This window comes from Actinosynnema sp. NPDC037264 (assembly GCF_055603705.1).
Genome location: NZ_JBVJVK010000001.1, coordinates 448,938 through 469,159, shown reverse-complemented (window position 1 = coordinate 469,159; position 20,222 = coordinate 448,938). Strand labels below are relative to the sequence as shown.

The window sequence follows — 20,222 nt, the reverse complement described above, 5'->3', positions numbered from 1 at the left end:
CCCTGGGACCTTAGTCCCAGCCACCGCCGCGGCGGCCCTGCTTCGTCTGGGCGCGGCGCTTCTTCTCCGCGATGCGGCGTTCCTTCGAGCCCTTGGTCGGCTTGGTCGCGCGGCGCACCGGCGGGGGCGCGGCGGCGGCGTCGCGCAGGAGGCGCGCCAGCCGCTCGCGGGCCGCCTGGCGGTTCTGCAACTGCGCCCGGTGCTCGCTCGCGGTCACCGTGAGCACGCCGTCCACCAGGCGCTTCTCCAGGCGGCCGAGCATCCTCGCGCGCAACCACTCCGGCACCGACGGCGAGGCAGCCAGGTCGAAGCTCAGCTCGACCCGGCTGTCCGCCGTGTTCACGCCCTGGCCACCGGGGCCGGAGGACCGGGAGAACCGCTCGCTCAACTCGGCCGCCGGTATCACCAGCGTCCGCGTCACGGTCAGGTCCTCGGCCACCGGTACAGGTTAGAAGACCAGCCCCGGCACGGTCGCCAGGTTTACGAGCTCGTCCACCGTCATCGGGTTCGGCCCACCGCCGACCGCCGGCGTCGTGTTGTAAGGGCCTCCGCTTCGGTCCTCGATGCCCTGGGCCGACACCTCGAGCTTCCGACCGTCCGGGAGCTTCGCGGTGACCCTGATCAGATCGCCCGGGACGTCCGGTCCGCGCTCGACCTTGTACTCACGACCGTCGGGCGTCGTCCGCACCTCGCACGTCCGGGCGGCCGACTGGAAGGTGACCGCCTCACAGCCCTCGTACGGGCGCGCGACCAGTTCCACCGTCACGATGGCACTGCCGCGGGCGTCGAACACCTCCGCGTGGGCCTTGTAGAAGGCTCCCCACGCCTCGAACTCCCAGGGGCCGAACTCCGCCCCGGCGGGGCTGTGCGTCTGCATCGCCGGGATCGCGCCCGAGTCGCGCAGGATCCCGGTCAGCTCCGCCGCCCGCTCGTCCGACAGGCCCGGATCCAGTGGCTTGGTGTACGGACCAGGCGCGGATCGCGGTACTGACGCCTGCGACTCGGCGGTGCCCGCCTGCCCCACGTCCGGACCGCCGCCACCACCGGCGTCCAGGCCGAACGGCACGATCGCCACGGCCACCGCGACCGCCACCGCCGAGCCGACGGACGCGTGCCGGGTCACGACCTTGCGCCGGCCCGCGCGGCGGATGGCGGACTTGTCGACGGCCAGCGGCGGCTCGTCGGCGAACGCCGTGGCCAGGGTCTGCTTGATGTCTGTCATCGCTGCTCCTCCAGGACGTCGTGCCCGAGAAGGTCGCGCAACGCGGCCAAGCCCTTGGCCGCCTGGCTCTTCACGGTGCCTTCGGTTCGCCCGAGGAGGCGCGCGGTCTCCGTGACGCTCAGGTCCTCCCAGTAGCGGAGCACCACCACCGTCCGCTGCCCGACCGGCAACGACGCCAGCGCGCGCCGCACGTCGATGTCGGACGGGGCGCCCGCGACCGGTGTGTCCGGCACCGCGTCGACCACCGTTTCCCGCCGCCGGAACGCCCGGCGCGAGTCGTCGATGGCCGCGCGGACCAGCACCTTCCGCGCGTAGGCGTCCGGCGACGCGTCCCGCCGCACCCTGGGCCAGGCGACGTACAGCTTGGTCAGCGCCGTCTGCACCAGGTCCTCGGCGCGGTGCCAGTCCCCGCACAGCAGGTACGCGGTCCGCCGCATCACCAGTGCCCGGGCGTCGACGTACTCGTCGAACTCACGATCGCGATCCACTCGGCCCCTCCTCGGTCGCCGCTTGATACGGATCGGCGACCGCCGGAGGTTGCTGCCGGCGCCTAGAAACGCGGGTGGTCGCCCACCAGGGCGGCGCCCGGCTCGTCCGAGCGGACCACGTCGCCCAGCACCCACGCGGGCACGTGGCGGGCCGTGAGCACGGCCAGGGAGCGGTCCACGTCCTCGGGCGCGACCACGGCCACCATGCCGACACCCATGTTGAACGTCTTCTCCATCTCCTCGCGCTCCACCCGACCGCGCTGGGCGATCAGGGCGAACACGGGCGCGGGCGTCCAGGTGCGGCGGTTGAGCTCGGCGCGCAGGCCCTCGGGCAGCACGCGGGCCAGGTTCGCGGCCAGGCCACCACCCGTGACGTGGGCGAACGTGCGCACCTCTGCCTCGGCGGCCAGCGCGAGGCAGTCCTTGGCGTAGATGCGGGTCGGCTCGAGCATCTCCTCGCCGAGGGTGCGGCCGAACTCCTCGACGTGGCCCTCCAGCGGCATCCGGGCGATGTCCAGCAGCACGTGCCGCGCCAAGGAGTACCCGTTCGAGTGCAGGCCGGACGAGCCCATGGCGATCACCACGTCACCCGCGCGCACCCGGTCCGGGCCGAGCATGCCGGACGCCTCGACCACGCCGACGCCCGTGCCGGAGATGTCGTAGTCGTTCGCGCCCATCAGGCCGGGGTGCTCGGCGGTCTCGCCGCCCAGCAGCGCGCACCCCGCCAGCACGCAGCCCTCGGAGATGCCCTTGACCAGCGCCGCGACCTTGTCCGGGTCGACCCGGCCGATCGCGATGTAGTCCTGCATGAACAGCGGCTCCGCGCCGCACACCACGAGGTCGTCCACGACCATCGCGACCAGGTCGATGCCGACCGTGTCGTGCTTGTCCAACGCCTGCGCGACCGCGATCTTGGTGCCGACGCCGTCGGTCGAGGCCGCGAGCACCGGTTCCTTCCAGCGGTCGAGCTTGAGCTGGAACAACCCCGCGAAGCCGCCGATCCCGCCGAGCACCTCGGGACGCTGCGCCTTGGCCGCCCACGGCTTGAGCTTCTCCACCGCCTCGTCGCCGGCTTCGATGCTTACTCCAGCTGCGGCGTAGGTCGCCTTGGCGCTGTCCGTCACGTCTCTGTGCTCCACATTCAGGGCATCCACATTCGGTACATCTGTTCCCGGGCCGGGCGCGCGCCCGGCTCCGCCGGCGATCAGGGGCGTTGCAGGGCGTCTTCGGCACCGTACCCGTTCGTCAGGACGGGGGTCGCCGAGCCCGCGACGCCCCGGATCCCCTCGAGCAGGTGCTTGCCGATCAGCGCGTCGTCGGGCAGCGGGATCGGGTAGTCCCCGTCGAAGCAGGCCGTGCACAGCCGGGTCTTGGGCTGCTCGCTGGCCGCGATCAGCTCCTCCAGCGACACGTAGCCGAGCGAGTCCGCGCCGACCGAGCGGCGGATGCCGTCGGTGTCCAGGCCGTTGGCGATCAGCTCGGCCCGGGAGGCGAAGTCGATGCCGTAGAAGCACGGCCACTTGACCGGCGGCGACGCGATCCGCACGTGCACCTCCAGCGCACCCGCCTCGCGCAGCATCCGGACCAGGGCGCGCTGGGTGTTGCCGCGCACGATCGAGTCGTCCACCACGACCAGGCGCTTGCCGCGGATCACGTCCCGCAGCGGGTTCAGCTTCAGCCGGATGCCCAGCTGGCGGATGGTCTGCGACGGCTGGATGAACGTGCGGCCGACGTAGGCGTTCTTGACCAGGCCCGAGCCGTACGGGATGCCGCTGGCCTGCGCGTACCCGATCGCGGCCGGCGTGCCGGACTCGGGCACCGGGATGACCAGGTCGGCCTCCACCGGGTGCTCCGCGGCCAGCCGGCGGCCGATCTCGACGCGGGTGGCGTGCACCGAGCGGCCGGCGATCGTGGTGTCCGGACGGGCCAGGTAGACGTACTCGAAGATGCAGCCCTTGGGCTCGGGCGTGGCGAACCGGCTGGACCGCAGGCCGTTCTCGTCGATCGCGATCAGCTCGCCCGGCTCGACCTCGCGGACGAACGACGCGCCCACGATGTCCAGCGCCGCCGTCTCGCTGGCGACCACCCAGCCGCGCTCCAGCCTGCCGAGCACCAGCGGGCGCACGCCCTGCGGGTCGCGGGCCGCGTAGAGGGTGGACTCGTCGGAGAACGTGAGGCAGAACGCCCCGCGCAGGGTCGGCAGCAGCTCCAGGGCCGCCTGCTCGATGCCGATGTCGGCGGCCTGCGCGGCGAGCAGGCCGCAGATCAGGTCGGAGTCCGTGGTCGCGCCGTGGCTGGTGTCCACGCCGACCTCGCGCGCCTTCACCATCAGCTCGGCGGTGTTGACCAGGTTGCCGTTGTGGCCGAGCGACAGGCCCGAGCCGGTGGCCGTGGTGCGGAACGTCGGCTGCGCGTTCTCCCACGTGGTGGAACCGGTGGTGGAGTAGCGGCAGTGGCCGACGGCGACGTGGCCGCGCAGCGCCTGGAGCACCTGCTCGTCGAACACCTGGCTGACCAGGCCGAGGTCCTTGAAGACCACCACCTGGCTGCCGTCGCCGACCGAGATGCCGGCGGCTTCCTGGCCGCGGTGCTGGAGGGCGTAGAGGCCGTAGTAAGTGAGCTTGGCGACCTCCTCGCCGGGCGCCCACACGCCGAACACACCGCATTCCTCGCGGGGTTCGCGCTCTTCCTGGGTGTCGGGGTCAATGCGGCCGGTTGCTGAATGGTCGGTGACCACCGGGTTGCTCCCTAACGACGAGGGTGGGCTGCACTATCGAGTGTAAGGCTGAGAGGGGGCGTCCCACCCCCCTCAGCCCCCCTGCGACGTGACGAAACGCACCCTCACCCGGCCGTCAGTCGAGCTTCAGCGCGAACCAGACCCGCTCGTCGCCCGTGTGCTTGAGCGGCAGCCGGCCCCACAGCCCGTAGTGCACGAGCTGCGCCTCGCCGGTGACCTGGACGTCCGTCTCCTCGCCCGGCCAGGCCGCCCGCACCTCCGGCACGACGCCCGGCGCGAACGTCACCACCCACGCCTCGGGCACGTCGGTGAGCTGGACGAGGGCGGTGCCCTTGGTGGTCGGCGGCACGTCGGTGGCGTACTTGGCGGCGAGCAGGGTGGTGAGCGCCTCGTCGATGCCGTCGACCGCGAAGTCCGCGTCGCCCACCACCAGCTCGCGCAGGGCCGCCTGGGCGTCCCAACGGCGGAGGTCGAGCTCGTGCGCGATCCGCCGGTGCCAGACCCACGCCAGGTCCGGCGCGGCGGGCGAGAACGTCCAGGCCGCCCGGTTGCCCGGGACGGCGGGCAGCAGCTCGGCGGCCTTGGCCAGCTGGGTGTCCAGGTAGGTCAGCGGCTCCACCTCGGCGGGCGGGCTCGGCAGGCGGAGCTGGACGGGGCTGCCGGTGCGGAGGTACTCCAGCGACGTCTCCAGGAACCTGCCGACGTGCAGCGTCAGGTCGGTGAACGTCCAGCCGGGGCAGCTGGGCACCTTGGCGGCGGGGTCGGCCTTCCCGACCGCCGCCCGGAACATCCCCGCCTGCGCGGTGAAGACCTCGGTCCACCGCTGGGTGGTCCAACCTCCAGGCACGTCCAGCCTCCCGCTTGAGTCGATCGGTGCGCGGCCATCGTGCCGCACGGGGCGCCGTCCCGGCGGCGGAAGGCCGACCTTCACCCTGATCGACGCGGGGACCGGGCCGCCGGTGCCGTCCGATCGCGAATACCTCCGGGTGGGATCACCCCAGGGTGGGGATCCGGCGACGGGCGGACGGGCCCGGGTCGCCCGGCGGGACGACGGCACCGCCGCCGGGCGGGACCGGCGTCAAGCCAGGTCGACGACCACCTTCACGTCGTCGGGCTCCCGCTCCAGCGCCTCGGTGAAGCGGTCGAGGGGCACGCGGCGGGTGATCAGGCCGTTCAGCCACGGTCGGCTGGCCTCGGCGAGGGCGTCGGCGGCCGCGAGGTAGTCCGGCAGGCCCGCGTTGACCGTGCCGAAGACCGTCTTGTTGCCCAGCACCATGCCGTCGAACACGCCCGGGTCCAGCGGCACGGGGTCGTGCTCGCCCGAGATGCCCGCCACGACGGTGACCGACGCGCGGCGGGCGCACTCCCAGATCAGGGCCGGCACGCCGGTGCACTCGATCGCCACGTCCACCTCGGCGGTGACCTTGGCCAGGTCGGGGTGGTAGGTCGCGCCCAGCGTGGTCACCAGGTCGGGTTTGCGGCCCTCGGTGACGCGGTCGACCACGTGCACCTCCAAGCCCCGCTGCACGCCGAGCAGCGCGGCCAGCAGGCCGATCGGCCCCGCGCCGGTGATCAGCGCCGACCGGACCGGCAGGTGCGACCGCGCGGCCACCGCCGACACCTGCGCCCACGCCTTGGCCACCACCGAGGCGGGCTCGGTCAGCACGCCCGCGTCACCCAGGGTCGGGTCCAGCCGCACGGCGAACTTCGGCGGCACGGTCCAGCGCTGCATGCCGTACCCGTCGAGCTCCTTGATGCCGCGCTCGGTGTACTTGCCGTTGCGGCAGAAGTCCCACGCGTCCACCGCGCACGCCGGGCACGGCTCGGGGTCGGGCCGGCGCACCACCCCGGCCACCAGGTCGCCCGGCGCGAACTCGGGCGTCGGGCTGCCGATCACCCGGCCGAGCGACTCGTGGAACGGCACGATGTGCCCCCGACCGGGCGGCAACCAGCCGAAACCGTCGCGGACGATCTCCACGTCGGTGCCGCACACGCCCGCCAGCAGCCCCTCGACCAGCAGCTCGCCGTCGACCGGGACGACCTCGCGGTCCACCACCCGTGACGCCGAGGGCTCGCCGGGGACGACCTCCGCCGCCCTCACGCCGCACCGCCGCGGTGGCGTTCGTCGCGGGTGTGGCCGCCGAACAGCACCGCCGCGCTGTTCACCAGCGCCAGGTGGCTGAACGCCTGCGGGAAGTTGCCGAGCATCCGCCCGGTGCCCGCGTCGTACTCCTCCGCCAGCAGCCCCACGTCGTTGCACAGGTCCACGAGCCGGTCGAACATCGCCAGCGCCTCCTCGCGCCGCCCGGCCAGCGCCAGCGCGTCGACGTACCAGAACGAGCACGCCAGGAAGCTTCCCTCCACGCCGACCAGCCCGTCCACTTCGGACTCGCCGTGCCCCGTCTCGTACCGGTCGACCAGGTCGCCGCGCTTGAGCACCCGCGAGATCGCGTCGAGGGTGCCGGTGACGCGCGGGTCGTCGCCGGGCAGGAAGCCGACCGCCGGGATCAGCAGCGTGGCCGCGTCCAGCTCCGTCCCGCCGTAGTACTGGGTGAACGCGCCCAGCGACGCGTTCCAGCCCTTCGCCAGCACCTCGGCGTGCACGGCCTCGCGCAGCTCGCGCCACCGCTGCACCGGACCGGGCAGGTCGTGCTCCTCCACCGCGCGCACCGCCCGGTCGAACGCCACCCACAGCATCACCCGCGAGTGCGTGAAGTGCCGGTCCGGGCCGCGCACCTCCCACAATCCCTTGTCCGGCTGCTCCCACACCTTCTCCAGGTGCCGCATCATGCCGCGCTGCATGGCCCACGAGTCCGGCGTCTCGCCGAGGCCGCGTTCCCGGGCCAGGTGCAACGCGTCCATCACCTCGCCGTACACGTCCAGCTGCAACTGCCGGTAGGCCGCGTTCCCGACCCGCACCGGCCGCGCGCCCCGGTAGCCGGGCAGCCAGTCGACCTCCCACTCGACCAGGTGCCGCTCGCCGCCGAGGCCGTACATGATCTGCAGGTCGGCCGGGTCGCCCGCCACGGCGCGCAGCAGCCACCGCCGCCACGCCGCCGCCTCGTCCGTGCAGCCGAAGTTGTCCAGCGCCAGCAACGTGAACGTGGCGTCGCGCAGCCAGCAGTACCGGTAGTCCCAGTTGCGCTCGCCGCCGAACGTCTCCGGCAGCGACGTGGTCGGCGCGGCCACGATCCCGCCGGTCGGCGCGTACGACAGGCCCTTCAACGTGATCAGCGACCGCCGCACGGCCTCCGCGTGCGGACCGTCGTAGCCGATCCGGGACGACCAGCCCAGCCAGAACGCCTCCGACCGCGCCACCTCCGCCATCGCGTCCACCGGCGCGGGCGGCTCGTCGGGCGAGTAGGCGAACTCCATCACCCACGACAGCCGCTCGCCCGCCGAGACGGTGAACTCCGCCTCGTGCGCGCGTTGGCCGTGCACCCGGTAGGGCAGCCGGTCGCCGTACAGCGCGACCGCGGACGGTCCGGCGAGCGCGACGATGCACTCCTGCCCGTCCCGCTCGCCGCGCCGCACCCACGGCACCGAGTCGCCGTAGGCGAAGCGCAGCACCCACCGCAACGACATCTCGACCTGCCCGGCCACGCCTTCCAGCACGCGCACCACCCGCGTGTCGGCGTCCCAGTCGTCCTGCTCGGGCGGCATGGTGTCGATCAGCCGCACCACGCCGTCCACGGTCTCGAACTCGGTCTCCAGCACCAGGCCGCCGTCCCGGTAGGACCGTCGCACCGACACCACCTCGCCCGTCGGCGCGATCCGCCAGTGCCCGTCGTCCTCGGTGCCGAGCAGTCGGGAGAAGCAGGACGGCGAGTCGAACCGCGGCATGCACAGCCAGTCGATCGACCCGTCCCGTCCCACCAGGGCCGCCGTCCTCAGGTCGGACAGCAGCGCGTAGTCCTCGATCCGTCCAGGTCCCGTGTCTCCCACGCCGCCGACCCTACGTACCCGTGTTCGGCCGTGCGCGCTGTCGCGCGGGTTGCCCCAACCCGCCTTGCGGGTGACGTTGATCCGATACGTTGGTCCTCATGCGCCGTGTCGTGCCGCTCATCGCCGCCTTGGCCCTGCTCGGGGGCTGCTCGCAAGCCACGGACGGGTCCGCCAACCCCGGTGGTTCGACGCCGACGACCACCGCGTCGGGCCAGGCGTCCGGGTCGGGCAAGCCCTCCTCGACGACGAAGGAGCCGGCCAAGCGCCCGAAGACGATCAACATCGACGACGTGGACCCGTGCACGCTGCTGACCGAGGCCCAGCGCGCCGAGTTCGGCCTGGACCGGCCGCCGCAGCCGGGCGGGCAGCCGGACAAGAAGAGCTGCACGATCAGCCGCGAGGACCGCAAGTACTTCGTCGGCCTGACCGCCGACACCACGGCGGGCATCGACGACTACGCCAAGTCGGTCGGCAAGGTGACCAAGCTGGAGGTCGGCGGCTTCCCCGCGCTGATGATCGAGGCGACGACCCAGCTCGGCGTCTCCTGCTCCGTCACGGTGGACGTCTCGGACGGCCAGGTGGTCGACGTGCAGGCCTCCAGCGTCGACGAGACCGACATCCCGACCCTGTGCCAGGTCGTCCAGCCGGTCGCGGCCGCGGTGGTCGCCAACGTGAACAAGTAGAACTATTCCCTTTGCAGGTGGAACCGGTCACCTGCGTCATGCATCAGAGCTAAAGTCGTCCCAGATGCACACGCTGGGGTATGTGCAGCACTGAGGAGGGGTGTGCCGTGTACATCGCGGATGGTGGTGGCGGAGGAACGACGCCGACGACGCTGCCCGACTACAGCGGGGCGCAGCGCAAGTTGAGCATCGAGCCCTCGGCGATCCCGGCCGCGCGCAAGGTGTTCTCGGACGCGCTGGACCAGCTCGAGACGAAGCTCGCCAACGCGATGACGCAGCTCGAAGCGAAGCCCTGGGCGGGCGACCCGGTGAGCGACGAGACCGCGCAGCGGTTCAACCAGGACACCTTCAAGTCCGGGGACTCGGCCGGCGTGGTGGCGCTCAAGGCGTACCGCGAGCAGCTCAAGGGCGTGGTCGACCAGCTCACCGCGATCGAGGCCGACTACCGCCGGGTCGAAGGCGACAACTCCGCGTCCTGGGGACGCATCCACAACGGCTGAACCTTGCTGACCTACGCACCCGAGGGGGGCGAGCACGATGGGTGACCACCGCTGGCGCGGGTATGCCCACCCCGATCTCTACCGGATGATCAACGAGGGTCCGGGCGTTGCCGCGTCCCGGCCGCTCGAGGACTCCTGGAAGTCGCTGTCCGAGACCCTGGGCGAGATCGACGTCTCGATCAAGGAAGGGCTCGCCAAGCTCGGCGCGAGCTGGGAGGGCGACACCGCCGACACCACGACGGCCACGCTGTCGCCGCTCGCCGCGTGGGCGGAGGACGCCCAGCAGGGTTCGAGCACGATGGAGACCTCCGCCCAGCTGCAGGCGGACTACATCGCGAACGCCCGCAAGGAGATGCCCGAGCCGGTCCCGGTGACCACCGAGGCGCCGTCGCTCGGCGACAAGATCCTCGGCGGGCTGACCGGTCCGGTCGGGATGATGCACGTCATCCAGCAGCAGCAGGACCACGAGCAGCAGGAAGCGGCGCAGGACAACGCCGAGGCCAAGGCTGTCGAGGTGATGAACAACTACCAGTCCAGCAGCGAGTGGAACGCCGACACGCTGGGCAAGTTCGTCCCGCCGCCGCAGGTCGTGATCGACACCCCGCCGCCCGCCGGCGCGGGCGAGTTCAACAACACGCGCGCGAACTACAACGCCACCCCGACCTGGACGCCGCCGGCCGACAGCGGTGGCACCACGAACACGTCGTGGGCCCCGCCGTCGACCGGCACGCCCGTGCCGCAGCCCGGCCTGGTGCCCGGCACCGGCGGCAACACGAACACCTCGTGGGCGCCCCCGCCGACCGGCGGGCCGACGCCGACGCCTCCGCCGACGGTCAACCCCCCGGTGAACCTGCCGCCGAAGCCGCCCGTCGGCCCGATGCCCCCTCCCCAGTGGGTCCCGCCGAAGCCGCCGAACAACGGCCCGCAGGTCCCGCCGAGGGTGCCGACCGGTCCCGGCGGTCCGCCGCGTCCCGGTCTGCCGACCGGTCGCGGCCCCGGCATGCCGGGTATGCCCGGCATGCCCGGCCCTGGTCAGCAGGGTCCCGGCGGCATGCGTCCCGGTATGCCCGGCATGGGCGGCATGCCCGGTTCCGGCGTGCCCGGCGCGGGCATGCCCGGCGGTAGCAACCCGGCCGGCGTGCCCGGTCGCGGTGGCGCCGCGGGCGTCGGCGGCTTCGGTCCCGGCGCCGGTGGTCCCGGCGCGGCGGGTCGTCCGGGTGCGGGCGGTCCGGGCATGGCCGGTGGGGCGGCCGGCGCGCACGGCGGCAACGGCGAGGACGACATCGAGCACAAGGCAGCCGACTACCTGGTCGAGACGAACGACGTGTTCGGCGACGACCGGCTCGTCGCGCCGCCGGTGATCGGGGAAACGCCTCAGTAGGGTTCGATCCTCCGGTGCACGGGCTCGCGTCGACCTGATGCGGGCCCGTGTCCGGCGTTCAGGGGACGGGGATTTCGGTGACGTATTTCGGGGGGTCCGCGGAGCGGGAGCCGATCGAGCTCTCGGCCGAGGAGTTCGACGTGCTCTGGGAGCGCCTCGACCTGGGCCAGATGCCGTTGGTGATCAAGGTGCCGTCGCCGGGCAAGACCCACGCCGAGCGCGCCGACCTGGAACGCCGCGTCTGGCAGGGCATCGGCGCGCGCGGCCTCGGCGGCCCGACCGGGCTGCACCCGGAGCTGGACTACCTGCTGCGGCTGTTCAGCAGGCCCGAACGCGAGGTCGACGGCCGGGTGTGGATCGGCAAGAGCGTGCGGGTGCTGGCCGTGGCCAACGGCGACGAGGGCGCGGTGGCCACCTTGACCGGGGACCGGCTCACGTTCCGGCGCGCGGCGGGCAGCGGCCTGCCGTCGGCGGTGCTGGGCGCGCTGCCCGCGCACCCGGCAGGCACCGGGCACTCGGTCACCATGCCGAGCGCCGACCTGGAGGCCGCGGTCAAGAAGTCCGACGGCTCGCCCAAGAGCCTGGAGAACTCGTTGCGCCAGCACGGCGTGCGCCAGGAGGACGCCGTCACGCTGGTGAAGATGTTCACCGGGCTCGTGCACACCGGCAACTTCGGCGCGGCGGCCCGCGACAAGTACGGCAAGCGGTGCCGGCCGGACCGCGTGGTCGCGTTCTTCGACACCGAGGACGGCCGCTACCTGCAACAGCGCCGGGCGTCGAACGGCACCGCGCCGTGGAGCACGTTCAGCCCGACCGACTCGCGCCGGCTCGCGCACCAGGTCGAGGAACTGCTCGCCGAAGCGGTGCGCGCCGCGAAGTCCTGACGCCGCCGCCACGGGTGGTCATCCGCGTGGCACCGGGCCCGACGACGGCCCGGCGCGCGGCGATAGCCTGGGCGGGTGCCGTCGAAGTCCGTTGACCCCCACGAGGTTCGCGCCGCGGTCGAGGCCGTGCTGCCCTGGCTCGCCGGCGAGGCCGAGCGGCCGGACCGCCCGGTGCTGGCCGCGGCCGTGCGGCTGAGCCTGCGCACGCTGGAGCAGGTCGCGCCGGGCCGCAGCGTGGAGGTGCGGGTGCCGCCGTTCGCCGCCGTGCAGTGCGTGGCGGGCCCCCGGCACACCCGCGGCACGCCGCCGAACGTGGTCGAGACCGACCCGCGCACGTGGCTGGAACTGGCCGTCGGCAGGCTCGGGTGGGCCCAGGCGGTGGCGGACGCCAAGGTCACCGCGTCCGGGAGCCGGGCCGATCTCTCAACCCTGCTCCCGGTGCTCCGCTTCTAGCTAAGCTCGACCGCGTGAAGGCGCTCAAGGCGTGTCTCGCCATCCTCGCGGTCGGAACCCTCCTCGTCGGTTGCAGCTCGGACTGGGAGGAAGAGGTCCGGTTCAAGGTCACCCGGATCACGCCCGAGCACGAGACCGTCCCGGGGAAGACGTCCCCGCCCTACGTGGTCCTCGCGCTGGACCAGGACGACCCCGGCGCGAAGGTGTCCCTCAAGACCGCCGGGGCCGACATCGACCGCTTCCCCGACGGCATCAAGGTCGGCGACGCGGTGATCTGCCAGGTGCGCCAGGTCGAGAAGAACAACCTCGACGGCCTCGAACCGGAGTCCGAAGTCGGTCCTTGCCGCTTGGCCTAGAACCAGGACCCGACGGTCTTGTCCCAGGCCTTGCCGACGCCCTCGACCGCGTCGCGGCCCAGCTCGACCACGTCGCCGACACCGCCCACGACCACGTCCCCGGCGTCGTTGAGGATCTCCTTGCCCGTGTTGAGCAGACCGGTGCCCGCCTCGGACCAGTTGCCGTTGACCGCGTCGCGACCGGCGTTCCAGAGCCCGGTGCCCGCGTCCTTCGCCAGGTCGGCCGCGCCGACGGCCGTGCCGCCGACGAAGTCCACCACCGGCCCGACGCCGGGGAGGTGCGAGCCGGGCAGCGACGGGCCGAGCGGGTTCTCGTCCCAGTCCTGCGAGGTCACCGAGCCGCCGTCGCCGGTCGCGATCCGGGCCAGGTTCTGCACCGACTCCGAACCCTCGGTGTAGTACTCGGAGTGCGCGCCGACCAGGGACGTGCCGTCGGTGGTGCCGAAGGTCCGCGCGCCGAACCGGTCGTCGTACGGGCCGATCGAGGAGCCGTCCTCGGTGAACCAGCTGGAACTGGTGCCCTGCACGACCGGGTCGTGCTCGGTCGCGCCGACGTAGACGTGACCGGGGCCCGCGGAGAGCTGGTCGACGTTCGACGCGCCGACGCCGGGCGAGCCGATGAACGCGATGTCGTCCGCGGCGAGGCCGTTCATGCCCGCGTAGCCGACGGTGGTGGAGCCGTAGGAGTGGCCGATCACGGTCACGTGCGGGTCGTGGCCCGCGGCCTCGGCGGCGGCGCGGTAGCCGTTGACGTCGGCGACGAGGTTCGCGCCACCCTCGCGGGCCTGCGCGGGGTTGTCGACCTCGCCGATCGCCCAGCCGGGCGCGTCGTAGCCGAGCCACTGGATGGTGGCGTTGCCGTCCGCGCCCATCTGCTCGCGCAGGTTCGCGGCCTGGCTGAGGCCGAAGCTGCCCAGGTCCGAACCGGTGCCCGGCACGCAGACCGCGAGGTTGTTCGCGGTGTCCGGGTCGCCGTACGCGACCGCCATGCCGCCGTCGCCACGCGGGCCGTACGGGTCGTAGGCGAGGAGGCGGACATCGCTCTCGTCCCAGCCCTTCTCGACGGCGATCTGCTCGGCGTTCTCGAGGCTGTCCGCGGCCTTCTGCGCGTTCTCGGCCTTGGTGGCGGCCTCTTGGCGCTGCTCGCTGAGCGACGCGTACTGCTCGTCGTTCATGAGCTTGGTCATGTCGTCGGAGTTGTTCGGGTCGAGGCCCAGCTCCCGCGCCCGCTCGGCCAGCTGCGCGTCGAGCTGGTCGCGCTGGTCGCCGAAGCGCTGGAGGTCGTCCGCGATGCGCATCCGGTTGGCCTGGTCCAGCACGCCGGACGGCAGGCCGCGCAGCTGGCCGAGCTCCTGGAACTTGGTGCGCAGCAGCTCGTCCTGCTGCTCCTTGGTCAACGACTTCCACCAGGCGGCGACCTGCTTGGGGTCGGTGCCGGGACCGGGCACGGTGGCGGACGTGCGCATGGCCGCGACGGCGGTGTTCCAGCCGGGGTCCTTGCTCGCGGTCTCCTCGAAGCCGGGCCGGACCTTGGTGAGCGCGTCGGCGTAGGAGCGGAGCACGCGCTCGTAGCCGGTCTTGACGTTGTTCAGCTGCTCGTTGACGCGGCTGGCCAGCTCACGGGTCTGCGCCTCGTCCAACGCGGGCGAGCGACCGCGCCAGAAGTCGATCAGCTGGTCGGCGCTGCCGCGCATCTGGGTGTAGGCGCGGGACGCGGCCTGGACGATGTCGGCGCCCGCGCCCAGCCGCTCGCCGGCCACGGTCGCGGACTTCGCGGACAGCTCGGCGCGCGCGCCGAAACCCGCCGCGGCGTCGCCCTGCCAGCTGGAGGTGGCCGTGCTGCCGCCCGACGAGACCGCCTGCCCCGCGCGGCCGACGGCGCTCATCGCGCCGGTGATGGGGTCGGAGGCCGCCGCGACCCGGCCCGCGTCGCCCGCGGCCAGCTGCCCGTACAGGACCTCAGGGTCGGTGAAGCTCACGCCATGCCCCCTTCGATGCCGCGGAACGAGGTGTTCGAGTCGTCGTCCGCGCGCTGGTAGGCGTCGGCGTTCTCGTTGAGGCCGTCACCGGCGTCCCGGTACCAGGCGCTGCCCCGGCGCAGGTCGTCGGACTGCTCGCCGGACCACTTGGCCAGCGCGTCGACGAACTCCGCCGCCGCGGGCACCTGGCCGAGCGCGTCGGCGTCGAGCCTGAGCATGGAGATCATCTCCGCGCCGTCGCCTGCCGCGTCCGCGCCTTCGTGGAACTGCTTGGACGCCTCGCGCAACGTCTCTGGTCGCACCCCGAACACGATCGCCCACCCTTCGCGCCGCCTGCCGCCGGCAATGCGACGCACGTTCACCCCTCCCGGTTCCCTCGCCCCACTGGTCCAGGAGGGGGAGAAATCCGCCCGTCGGTGATCACTCAAAGGTGATCTTGCCAGCGTCGAACAGCAGTTCGACCATTGACACATGACATTGTTGCTCCAGGCGTCCGGGCTCATGGTCGTCATCGCCCTGCACGAATCGGCGGAACGCCTCCGCCGATTCGCCGTCGCCTACCTGACCCGAACACGGCCCCGCGCACGCCACCGCCTGCTCAGTCCTCGCCAGATCCGTTGGCAGCGCTGGAAGTCCGCGCTCGCGGACTACCTCGTGGCCCGCTTCGCCGAGGTCGCGGTGGACGCCGTGCCCTACCCGCCCATCCCGGTGCGACCCGACCCCGAGACGTCCCGCCCGCCGGCCTGGGACGCGCTGGACCCACCTCCCCGAATGGCCCAGTCCGAAGAGCCTGAGCTGGTCGAGGACGACCGGTGGGACGACGACCGGACGCCCACCACCGACTACGCCTTGCCGAACGGCGCGCCGCCCGACCTGTCGGCGGAGGAGCCCGGAACCTGGCCCGTGGCGTGGCCCGAAGCGTCGCCGGAATCATGGGCGGAGCCGTGGTCCGAGCCGTCGCCGGAGCCGTGGGCGGAGGCGTGGTCCGAGCCGTCGCCGGAACTCTGGACGGAGGCGTGGTCCCGGCCGTCGCCGCAGCCGTGGGCGGACTCCTGGACGGAGCCGTTGCCGGAGTCGTGGGCCGAGCCGTGGACGGAGGCGTGGGCGCAACCGTGGGTCGAGCCGCGGGCCGCGCACGCCGGCACCTACTTCACCGGCCACCTCGACGAGCCCGCTTACGCGAACCCCGTCACCGGACGGCACGCGGCCGCCGAGCCGACCTCCGGCCGCCACGCCCTCCGCGAGCCCGCCTAGCGGCGCAGCAGCTCGTCGATCTCCTCCGGCTTCATCGGCTTGGCGAAGAACCAGCCCTGGCCGGTGTCGCAGCCGATCCGGTGCAGGCGCTTGGCCTGCGCCGGCGTCTCGACCCCCTCGGCGGTGACGCCCAGTTGCAGCGCGTGCGCCAGTTGCACGAGCGTCGACACGATCTGGGCGTCCACCGCGTCTTCCTCATCCGCCGCGCGCAGGCCCTCCATGAACGAGCCCGCGATCTTCAGCTCGTGCACGGGCAGGTGCTTGAGGTAGGCGAGGTTCGAGTAGCCGGTGCCGAAGTCGTCGATCGCGATCCGCACGCCCATCTCCGACAACGCCCGCAGCGCCTCCAGCGGCTCGTCGGCGGTGCCCATGATCGCGCTCTCGGTCAGCTCGAGCTGCAGGTGGTGGGGCGGCAGCGCGCACTCGTCCAGGATCCGCTTCACGTCCCGCACCAGCTCCGGGTCGCGGGACTGCCGCACGGCCAGGTTCACCGACACGAACGGCGCGGAGTCGCCGAACTCCTGCAGCCACCGCCGCGCCTGCTCGCACGCCCGCCGCAGCACCCACCGGCCCAGCGGGACGATCAGCCCGGTCTCCTCGGCCAGCTCGATGAACCGGTCCGGCGCCAGCCGCCCGAACTCCGGGTGCTGCCAGCGCACGAGCGCCTCCACGCCGACCACGGTGCTGTCCTCCAGCCGCACCAGCGGCTGGTAGTCCACGTAGAACTCGTCGCGCTCCAACGCCGCCGGCATCGTCGCCGACAGGGTGAACCGGGCGACCTCCTTGGCGTTGCGCTCCGGGTTGTACAGCGCCCACCGCGACTTGCCGTCCGCCTTCGCCCAGTACAGCGTGATGTCCGCGTCACGCATCAGGTCGGCCGCCGTGGTGCCCGACAGCGCGCGCTCCACGATGCCGATCGACGCCGACACGGTCAGCTCGTGTCCGCCGATCCGGATCGGCGACTCCAGCTCGCGCAGCACGCGGTCGGCGACGTTGACGATGTCCTGCGTGTCCTGCGAGCCCTCCACCAGGATGACGAACTCGTCGCCACCCATCCGGGCGACGAGCTTGCCCTCGCCGGACACGGAGTGGTCAAGCCGCCGCCCGACCTCGACCAGCAACTGGTCGCCGATGTCGTGGCCGAGGCTGTCGTTGATCACCTTGAACCCGTCCAGGTCCAGGTAGCACAGGCCGGCGCGGTGGCGCGCCCGGTTGTTGAACACCCGGCCGAGGCGCTCCAGGAACAGCGCGCGGTTCGGCAGGCCGGTCAACGGGTCGTGCAACGCCTGGTAGCGCAGCCGGTTCTGCAGCAGGTGGCGGTCGGTGACGTCCTCGATCATCGCCACCTGGTACTGCGGGTCGCCGTGGTCGTCGCGCACCAGCGACAGCGTCAGGTGCGTCCACACCTGCTCGCCGTCGGCCCGGCGGAACCGCTTCTCCGCCCGGTAGTGGTCGCACTCGCCCGCGGTGAGCTGGTCGTACAGCCGCCAGACGCTGCCGCCGTCCTCCGGGTGCATCAGGTCGCGGATGTTGTACTGCCGCATCTCCTCGACGCTGAACCCGAGCATGTCCTGCAACGCCTGGTTCACGTCCAGGATCCGGCCCTCGATGTCGGCGATGCCGATGCCGATCGCGGCCTCGGTGAACATCGCCCGGAACCGCGCCTCGGACGCGCGCAACGCGGCTTCGGCCTGGTCACGGGCGTCCAGCACGGCCGCGCGGATCGCCTCCTGCTCGGCCAGCGTGCGTTCGCGCAGCGCACGGGCGTACCCGGCGGCCAACGCGCCCTGCAACGCGGCCAGCCGCGACCGCATCAGCTCGTCCGGCTGGATGTTCAGCTCGCCGAGCAGGTCGTCGCCGAGCAGCTGCACGGTGCGGCCGAGCGTGTCGGTGCCGGTGAAGTGCGCCTCGACCAGGCGTGCGCCGATCTCGTAGCCGGGCGCGGTGCGGAACGGGCTGGCGTGCAGGGCGTGCACCAGCACCTCGGTCAACGCCTGGAGGTGCTCGGCGACCTCGGCCCGCGTCATCGGGACGTAGCTGCTGCCGATGACGGCGGTGGCCCAGGTGCGGGCGAAGGACTCCGCCCCGGCCAGTACGGCGGGGTCGAGGTTCGATCGGCCCGGTGCTGCCACCCGATGGTCAACCTGTTCCGTCATGTCCGCCGGCCTACCGCCACAACCCAGAGGATACGGCCGGTCGCGGGGCGCGGTCGACAACCCGGCCCGGTCCGCGATCGGCGTCGTCGCCGCTCATCAGGCCTTCCGCCCGACGCCGCCGAAGCTGATGAAGTGGGCGGCGTCGGCGTCCACGTCGTCGGGCGACTCCGGCCGCCACAGCGGCAGCCGCGCCACCCCGGGCTCGACCAGCTCGAAACCGTCGAACATGGCCTCGACCTCGCGTTTCGGCCGGAAGCACATCTCGCTGACGCCCCGGTCGTAGACGCTCTTCGCGTCGTCCCACGTGGGGTCCCACTCGCCTTCCTCGAACCCGGCGTGCGAGATCGCCAGGTAGCTGCCGTCCGGGAGGGCGTCGCGGTAGTCGCCCACGATCCCGCGGGGGTCCTCGGCGTCGGGCACGAAGTGCAGCAGCGCGATCATCAGCACGCCGATCGGCTCGTCGAAGTCCAGCAGGCCCTGCACCTCGGGCGAGGCCAGCACCTGCTTGGCGTCGCGCACGTCGGTCTGCAGCACGTTCACCAGCTCGTTCCCGGTGAGGATGGCCCGGCTGTGCGCGACCGCGACGGCGTCCATGTCCACGTACACCACGCGCGCGGACGGGTCGGTGGCCTGGGCGATCTCGTGCACGTTGCCGACCGTCGGGATGCCGGAGCCCAGGTCGAGGAACTGGCGGATGCCCCGCGACAGCATGAACCGCACGGCCCGGCGCAGGAACGCCCGGTGGTTGAGCACGATGCTCTTGACCACCGGCACGTCCGCGAGGACCTTGTCGGCGACCGCCCGGTCGACGGCGAAGTTGTGCGCGCCGCCGAGCCAGTAGTCGTAGACCCGCGCGATGCTCGGGCGGGCCAGATCGATGTCGCCCGGCGCCCAGGTGGGCCGCTCCACGCTGTCCACTCGAAATCTCCTCCGACGTGCTCGTGTCCCACCGTTGCGGTGACACCCACATCATGGGCCAATCCGGTGAGTTAGCACACCGTTGGATCGCGCGAGTTCTTCAATCACCCACCTCGGATCTGATCACCGGGAAGAATGATGGCCTTGTGGAGCACCTGTGGATCGCGGGCGCGGTCGTCTCGGTGGCGGCGCTGGTCTGGCTCGTGGTCGGCCGCCGCCGCGAGCGCGGTGTGGTCAAGCCCGTCCTGCTCGGTGCGATCGGCGCGTTCCTGCTGGTCACGGGCTGGTTGTTCGCCGTGGACCCGACCGCGCCGAAGCACGAGGCGATCAAGACCGGCGGGCTCGCGGGCGGCGCGCTCGTCGCCCTGTACGCGCTGTGGCTCAACGACCGCCGGCGGCGCACGGACGAGGACCGGCAGCGGATCGAGTCCGCGCGGCAGGCGTTGGAGAACGCGCGGGCCGAACACGATCGGTCGCGGGTCGCCGACGAGCGGTTCGCCCGATCGGTTGAACTGCTCGGTCACGACGCGGAGCAGGTCCGGGTGGGCGCGATGCACGGGTTGGCGGGGCTGGCGCGGTCGCGCGCCGAGTACACCCAGACCGTGCTCGACGTGCTGTGCGCGTACCTCCGGCGGCCGTTCGAGGAGACGCTCGCGGACGACGACGTGGTGGCCCGGGACGAGCGGGAGCTGGAGGTCCGGCTCACCGCCCAGCGCCTGATCGCCGACCTGCTGCCCCGCGCCGGCACCGCCGACGCGCCCCACTACAACCTGGACCTGACCAGGGCGCACCTGGAGTACTTCGACCTGTCCCACCGCCAGGTCGGCGACCTCGTGCTGCGGGCGGCGCACCTGCGGGAGTCGAACTCGGCGCACCACGCGGTCGTGCACGGCGGGGCCTGGTTCACCGACGCGGTCAGCGACGGGCGGCTGCACCTGCACGACATGGTCTTCCACGGCAAGGCGTGGTTCAGCCGGTTCAGGTGCCACGACACCGCCGACTTCACCGCCACGAGGTTCCTCGGCCCGAACAAGTTCGCCGGGGTCAGGTTCACCGCGCCGGCGAAGTTCGCGGACTGCGAGTTCGCGGAGCCGATCGACTTCGCGGACGCCAACTTCCGCGGCGGTGTGCACCTGGGGTTGGCGAAACCCCAGCGAGCGCGCACGCACGCCATGTACGTGTCCCTGGAGCACGAGAACGCCCTGCCCGACGGCTGGGCGGTGGAGCGCCGCGACGACAGCGGCCTCGGACTGGTCAGGAGCTGAC

The 20,222-nt window shown here is 72.5% G+C and carries 20 protein-coding genes; 8 read left to right on the top strand and 12 right to left on the bottom strand.

Annotated elements, in window-relative coordinates:
• Positions 1-10: 10 nt before the first annotated feature.
• From arfB to ACZ7GX_RS02275, 8 genes are all read right to left on the bottom strand, one after another.
• Positions 11-439, bottom strand: a complete 429-nt coding sequence (arfB, locus tag ACZ7GX_RS02310) for an alternative ribosome rescue aminoacyl-tRNA hydrolase ArfB (protein ID WP_498771894.1) — start codon at positions 437-439, stop codon at positions 11-13.
• A gap of 9 nt (positions 440-448) precedes the next feature.
• Positions 449-1,222 carry a hypothetical protein gene (locus tag ACZ7GX_RS02305; protein ID WP_498771892.1) on the bottom strand — a complete coding sequence of 258 codons (774 nt, stop codon included), beginning with the start codon at positions 1,220-1,222 and terminating at the stop codon, positions 449-451.
• Positions 1,219-1,710 carry a SigE family RNA polymerase sigma factor gene (locus ACZ7GX_RS02300; protein WP_498771890.1) on the bottom strand — a complete coding sequence of 164 codons (492 nt, stop codon included), beginning with the start codon at positions 1,708-1,710 and terminating at the stop codon, positions 1,219-1,221. The genes ACZ7GX_RS02305 and ACZ7GX_RS02300 overlap by 4 nt, the downstream gene beginning before the upstream one ends.
• Before the next feature lie 62 nt (positions 1,711-1,772).
• On the bottom strand, positions 1,773-2,834 hold the full coding sequence (purM, locus tag ACZ7GX_RS02295) for a phosphoribosylformylglycinamidine cyclo-ligase (RefSeq protein WP_498771888.1): 1,062 nt from the start codon (positions 2,832-2,834) through the stop codon (positions 1,773-1,775).
• Between the two features lie 80 nt (positions 2,835-2,914).
• Positions 2,915-4,447 (bottom strand): amidophosphoribosyltransferase, encoded by a 1,533-nt coding sequence (gene purF / locus ACZ7GX_RS02290; protein WP_498771886.1) that lies wholly within the window; start codon positions 4,445-4,447, stop codon positions 2,915-2,917.
• A 115-nt stretch (positions 4,448-4,562) separates the two neighbouring features.
• A complete protein-coding gene (locus tag ACZ7GX_RS02285; protein WP_498771884.1) occupies positions 4,563-5,294 on the bottom strand; it encodes a maleylpyruvate isomerase N-terminal domain-containing protein in 732 nt (243 codons plus the stop codon).
• A gap of 231 nt (positions 5,295-5,525) precedes the next feature.
• The gene (locus ACZ7GX_RS02280) at positions 5,526-6,548 is read right to left on the bottom strand and encodes an alcohol dehydrogenase catalytic domain-containing protein (RefSeq protein WP_498771882.1); all 1,023 of its coding nucleotides are present in this window, start codon (positions 6,546-6,548) and stop codon (positions 5,526-5,528) included.
• Positions 6,545-8,392: a glycoside hydrolase family 15 protein gene (locus tag ACZ7GX_RS02275; protein ID WP_498771880.1), complete on the bottom strand. Its 1,848-nt coding sequence runs from the start codon at positions 8,390-8,392 to the stop codon at positions 6,545-6,547. The genes ACZ7GX_RS02280 and ACZ7GX_RS02275 overlap by 4 nt, the downstream gene beginning before the upstream one ends.
• Before the next feature lie 98 nt (positions 8,393-8,490).
• Here ACZ7GX_RS02275 and ACZ7GX_RS02270 point away from each other — a divergent pair, with 98 nt between their 5' ends.
• The 6 genes from ACZ7GX_RS02270 to ACZ7GX_RS02245 all read left to right on the top strand — a co-directional run bounded on the left by ACZ7GX_RS02270 (position 8,491) and on the right by ACZ7GX_RS02245 (position 12,649).
• Positions 8,491-9,075, top strand: coding sequence for a DUF3558 domain-containing protein (locus tag ACZ7GX_RS02270; protein WP_498771878.1), 585 nt, complete (start codon positions 8,491-8,493; stop codon positions 9,073-9,075).
• Positions 9,076-9,182: 107 nt separating this feature from the next.
• Positions 9,183-9,575, top strand: coding sequence for a transcriptional regulator (locus tag ACZ7GX_RS02265; protein ID WP_498771876.1), 393 nt, complete (start codon positions 9,183-9,185; stop codon positions 9,573-9,575).
• A 37-nt stretch (positions 9,576-9,612) separates the two neighbouring features.
• A complete protein-coding gene (locus ACZ7GX_RS02260) occupies positions 9,613-10,956 on the top strand; it encodes a PPE domain-containing protein (protein WP_498771874.1) in 1,344 nt (447 codons plus the stop codon).
• 77 nt (positions 10,957-11,033) lie between these two features.
• Entirely contained in the window at positions 11,034-11,840 is an 807-nt protein-coding gene (locus tag ACZ7GX_RS02255) for an ESX secretion-associated protein EspG (protein WP_498771872.1), read from the top strand.
• A gap of 75 nt (positions 11,841-11,915) precedes the next feature.
• Positions 11,916-12,293 carry a sterol carrier family protein gene (locus tag ACZ7GX_RS02250; RefSeq protein WP_498771870.1) on the top strand — a complete coding sequence of 126 codons (378 nt, stop codon included), beginning with the start codon at positions 11,916-11,918 and terminating at the stop codon, positions 12,291-12,293.
• Between the two features lie 14 nt (positions 12,294-12,307).
• On the top strand, positions 12,308-12,649 hold the full coding sequence (locus ACZ7GX_RS02245) for a hypothetical protein (RefSeq protein ID WP_498771868.1): 342 nt from the start codon (positions 12,308-12,310) through the stop codon (positions 12,647-12,649).
• Here ACZ7GX_RS02245 and ACZ7GX_RS02240 read toward each other — a convergent pair.
• Complete coding sequence (locus ACZ7GX_RS02240; RefSeq protein ID WP_498771866.1) at positions 12,646-14,628, bottom strand: alpha/beta hydrolase; 1,983 nt, start codon at positions 14,626-14,628, stop codon at positions 12,646-12,648. The two genes, ACZ7GX_RS02245 and ACZ7GX_RS02240, sit on opposite strands and share 4 nt — an antisense overlap.
• The gene (locus tag ACZ7GX_RS02235) at positions 14,625-14,984 is read right to left on the bottom strand and encodes a DUF2563 family protein (RefSeq protein ID WP_498771864.1); all 360 of its coding nucleotides are present in this window, start codon (positions 14,982-14,984) and stop codon (positions 14,625-14,627) included. Before ACZ7GX_RS02235 ends, ACZ7GX_RS02240 begins: the two co-directional genes overlap by 4 nt.
• Before the next feature lie 115 nt (positions 14,985-15,099).
• On the opposite strand from ACZ7GX_RS02235, the gene ACZ7GX_RS02230 reads away from it, so the two are divergent.
• Positions 15,100-15,882 carry a hypothetical protein gene (locus ACZ7GX_RS02230; RefSeq protein WP_498771862.1) on the top strand — a complete coding sequence of 261 codons (783 nt, stop codon included), beginning with the start codon at positions 15,100-15,102 and terminating at the stop codon, positions 15,880-15,882.
• Here ACZ7GX_RS02230 and ACZ7GX_RS02225 read toward each other — a convergent pair.
• Positions 15,879-18,038 carry a putative bifunctional diguanylate cyclase/phosphodiesterase gene (locus tag ACZ7GX_RS02225; RefSeq protein WP_498771860.1) on the bottom strand — a complete coding sequence of 720 codons (2,160 nt, stop codon included), beginning with the start codon at positions 18,036-18,038 and terminating at the stop codon, positions 15,879-15,881. The two genes, ACZ7GX_RS02230 and ACZ7GX_RS02225, sit on opposite strands and share 4 nt — an antisense overlap.
• A 96-nt stretch (positions 18,039-18,134) precedes the next feature.
• Positions 18,135-18,956 carry an SAM-dependent methyltransferase gene (locus ACZ7GX_RS02220; RefSeq protein WP_498771858.1) on the bottom strand — a complete coding sequence of 274 codons (822 nt, stop codon included), beginning with the start codon at positions 18,954-18,956 and terminating at the stop codon, positions 18,135-18,137.
• 146 nt (positions 18,957-19,102) lie between these two features.
• Here ACZ7GX_RS02220 and ACZ7GX_RS02215 point away from each other — a divergent pair, with 146 nt between their 5' ends.
• Positions 19,103-20,221 carry a pentapeptide repeat-containing protein gene (locus ACZ7GX_RS02215; RefSeq protein ID WP_498771856.1) on the top strand — a complete coding sequence of 373 codons (1,119 nt, stop codon included), beginning with the start codon at positions 19,103-19,105 and terminating at the stop codon, positions 20,219-20,221.
• Position 20,222: the final 1 nt, after the last annotated feature.

Coding starts and splice junctions, on each gene's coding strand:
- ACZ7GX_RS02305 (WP_498771892.1), bottom strand. CDS start 1,222: ATGACAGACATCAAGCAGACCCTGGCCACGGCGTTCGCCGACGAGCCG.
- ACZ7GX_RS02270 (WP_498771878.1), top strand. CDS start 8,491: ATGCGCCGTGTCGTGCCGCTCATCGCCGCCTTGGCCCTGCTCGGGGGC.
- ACZ7GX_RS02260 (WP_498771874.1), top strand. CDS start 9,613: ATGGGTGACCACCGCTGGCGCGGGTATGCCCACCCCGATCTCTACCGG.
- ACZ7GX_RS02230 (WP_498771862.1), top strand. CDS start 15,100: ATGACATTGTTGCTCCAGGCGTCCGGGCTCATGGTCGTCATCGCCCTG.
- ACZ7GX_RS02225 (WP_498771860.1), bottom strand. CDS start 18,038: ATGACGGAACAGGTTGACCATCGGGTGGCAGCACCGGGCCGATCGAAC.